At 47.6% G+C, this 2,290-nt stretch carries 6 protein-coding genes and 1 pseudogene; all 7 read right to left on the bottom strand.

Annotated features, from left to right (window positions below; translation table 11 throughout):
* The coding region (locus tag BN4275_RS17630) for a hypothetical protein (RefSeq protein ID WP_207644483.1) at positions 1–205 on the bottom strand (205 nt) is incomplete at its 3' end.
* On the bottom strand, positions 183–428 hold the full coding sequence (locus BN4275_RS00245; protein WP_066452475.1) for a hypothetical protein: 246 nt from the start codon (positions 426–428) through the stop codon (positions 183–185). The genes BN4275_RS00245 and BN4275_RS17630, both read right to left, overlap by 23 nt.
* Entirely contained in the window at positions 406–945 is a 540-nt protein-coding gene (locus tag BN4275_RS16855; RefSeq protein ID WP_161940163.1) for an NUMOD4 motif-containing HNH endonuclease, read from the bottom strand. The genes BN4275_RS00245 and BN4275_RS16855 overlap by 23 nt, the downstream gene beginning before the upstream one ends.
* Positions 932–1,321, bottom strand: a complete 390-nt coding sequence (locus tag BN4275_RS00235) for a Lar family restriction alleviation protein (RefSeq protein WP_066452473.1) — start codon at positions 1,319–1,321, stop codon at positions 932–934. Before BN4275_RS00235 ends, BN4275_RS16855 begins: the two co-directional genes overlap by 14 nt.
* Entirely contained in the window at positions 1,322–1,777 is a 456-nt protein-coding gene (locus BN4275_RS00230; RefSeq protein ID WP_066452472.1) for a hypothetical protein, read from the bottom strand.
* A 55-nt stretch (positions 1,778–1,832) separates the two neighbouring features.
* Positions 1,833–2,087, bottom strand: coding sequence for a hypothetical protein (locus tag BN4275_RS00225; protein WP_066452436.1), 255 nt, complete (start codon positions 2,085–2,087; stop codon positions 1,833–1,835).
* Positions 2,084–2,290 (bottom strand): annotated as a pseudogene (locus BN4275_RS17440) (hypothetical protein); the annotation flags it as partial. The pseudogene BN4275_RS17440 and the gene BN4275_RS00225, both read right to left, overlap by 4 nt.

The following is a 2,290-nucleotide window of genomic DNA, read 5'->3' as shown; positions in this document are numbered from 1 at the left end:
CTTCCCTGCGCTTCTGGCGGGCTTCCCGGAGCCTTATGGCGGCTTTTGCGGTATCCCGATAATTGAGGTTGTCCAGCTCTAATGAGTGTAGGATGTCTTGGGTAATTTTCTCCTGTTCCTCCTGTTCCGCTCGCCGGATGTGATAAATCTGAGCGCTGTCCCGGAGAAAGGAAAGAAACTCCTCAATCGTCTTGCTGGTATACATCGGTTCCAGCCTCCTTTTCCTTCAGCGCGGCGAATTCCTCCACGTTGCCGCCGTCCTTTCCGTCGTTATAACTGCAAAAATCATTTTCTCTAACTTCTGAATTGTGACGTTTACAGATTCCAAAGGTAATATTATTTTTTGTGTATCGTCTGAACTTTGTACACTCTCGGCAATAGCAGACGCCCGCCTCATGTAGTGCCTCAGCAAACTCTTTTTTGCTCATCTTCACACTCCTCTTTCCAATGTAAGCCACCCGCCCTCTGATATGTACCACTCAAGCATTTACTGATGCTTGTGCTAAATATTCCAGTATCTTGTTCAGCACTTCGGAGGCTTGAATATACAATACCTGTCTCCAAACAACGAATGCGTTTTCTATTTCCTTCGCTCATCCTTTTTAAATGTTCTGGAGGGCTTTTCTTTCCCAAAATATAAATTGCATGAAGTTGGTTTTCACTCGCAGTTACCCATTCAAGATTTTCCATGCGGTTATTTGTTTTATCTCCATCGATATGATTTACCTCTGGTTTTCCGCTTGGGTTGGGAATAAATGCGTTTGCAACCAATCGATGTACTTTTTTCCATTTACATTCGCCTTTCCTATACAACCTTACAGAGTAATAATTTCGCATCATTTGGGATTTAAGCACATATCCTGTCTGATTGTTTTTTACGCGACCAATGCTTGACACACTGTAAGGCCATCCCTCAACATCTTTCCATTCCTCAATCAGCCGCATCTTCTTTGCCCCCGTCCATCCTGGCACCGCACTCATCACAGTATTGTTTTGTGGGGCACTCCCAGCTATCTTTTGTTGCTATGACATTCCCGCAGTTTGTACAGCTCCATTCGACCTCTCCAGTGTGATACCACTTTCCATGCACTACCGGCGCAACATCGGCGGCAGGAGCAGCGCTCCTCCTGTTCCAAAGTTTACGTAATGCTTTCAAGCAAGCGTTATCGTGCTCTTGTATATCCGAATCTCCCCACAGAATTTCAGCATCTATTCTCGCCCCGCAATTACAACATTCGATGTAACATTCAGGACTTATTTCAAATGCACACGCTCTAATATCGTCTGAGCCACAGAACGGGCAGGGTTTTAAATCTTTCATCTATTCCGCCTCCCGCAATATCTCTCTCAGGTCTACGCACTCGCCGAAGTTTATCCACAACAGCAAATTTTCATCGATAGTGTAATAACAATCATCTTCGCTGAACCATGCTCCGAGCGCGTGTAATTCTGGTTTTCTCTTGAACGCATACAGATATCCGTCATCGTCACGCGCAACCCACGGTGTGTCCTCTGCTACTCTCCCGCGCATGATTGCGATATCCTGATCGGTGTAGCGCGGGCGGCGGATGATCTTTAGCTCGCCTTGGATGAGTCGGCAAAGATGGCATCCTGGTATCGCTACGTCGGGTCTGCCGTATACAGTTCCATCCTCCTCTATGTGGGCTCGCGTATAAAGTGTGTCAGAATCTGATCTAACCTCAAATTTTTCGCCTATTTCCAGCGGCGTTTCTTCCCCGCCGAGTATGTAACAAATGCGTGGTAATTCTTTTTTCATGGCTCGTCCCTTTCTCCCTGCTACGCCGGGCGGTTTGGTTTCGGTTTATGGCGTTTCATGAGATTCTCCGGATCTGTTTTACGCGGTTTTTAAGCCCGTAAGAGGCCTTTTCCATGTCACTCGCGAAATCTTCTTCTAGTATCCGGGTCACTTCATTTTCAAGCCGCGTGAGCCGCTCGTCGCCAAAACCAAATATATTGTTCAGAGCCACGGCGCATAGGTTTAAGGCAAAGTCGAAGCCCTCCGTCGCCGCCTCATGAAGTTCCGCTGCCTTTCGTTGCTGCAACTTTACAGCGTAAGCATTTTTCATTGTCCCGCCTCCCATTCTCGGTAAATTTCGATCCACTGGTCAAGTGGCATTGTTACCAACCACTCACAGTGATTCTTGCGGTGCATTACAACAGGCATTTCGCCTTCCCGTGCGTCCCGCTTCGCCTGCGCTATAGCGTCCTCAATGCAAAGCCGCTCGACCCGTTTGCACTCGATATGGATTCCCGGCAGGCCCACAACATC

This window comes from Anaerotruncus rubiinfantis, assembly GCF_900078395.1.
Taxonomy (GTDB): domain Bacteria; phylum Bacillota; class Clostridia; order Oscillospirales; family Ruminococcaceae; genus Anaerotruncus; species Anaerotruncus rubiinfantis.
The sequence above is the reverse complement of the archived record's forward strand: the minus strand, read 5'-3'. Positions and strand labels throughout refer to the sequence as shown.